This window comes from Saccharothrix sp. ST-888, assembly GCF_000955975.1.
Taxonomy (GTDB): domain Bacteria; phylum Actinomycetota; class Actinomycetes; order Streptomycetales; family Streptomycetaceae; genus Kitasatospora.
In genome coordinates this window covers 1-356 of the sequence record NZ_JYJF01000574.1, presented here as the reverse complement: position 1 = coordinate 356, position 356 = coordinate 1, and the positions used below count along the sequence as shown (strand labels likewise).

Genomic DNA, 356 nt, shown 5'->3' with positions numbered 1-356 from the left:
GCCGTTCGCGGCCAGGTGGCCGGTGGTGCTGCGGGTGTGCCCCGCGTCCGCGGCGCTGCGCGCGCGGCGCAGGTCTGCGAGCTGGTGGTGCCCGGTGCGAAGAAGCAGGGTGGAGGCGGCCAACAGAAGCAGGGCGGCAGCAAGCGAGGGGTAGGAGGAGCCGCGGGCAAGAGCGGCGCGCGGACCATGCTGGACTAGGACGGCGCAGACGGCGTCGGCCTGCCGGGACCGCTGGCGCGTGCCGCCGACCCCGGCCGCATCGTGGTGACCACCGGGATGCTCCGCGCCCTCACCGGCCCCGAATGCGCCGTGCTGCTGGGCCACGAACAGGCCCACCTCAAGGCCCGCCACCACCG

General features: G+C 75.8%; 1 protein-coding gene. It reads left to right on the top strand.

From position 1 onward, the window contains the following. Positions 1–261: 261 nt before the first annotated feature. The coding region (locus UK12_RS43995; protein WP_331386680.1) for a M48 family metalloprotease at positions 262–356 on the top strand (95 nt) is incomplete at its 3' end.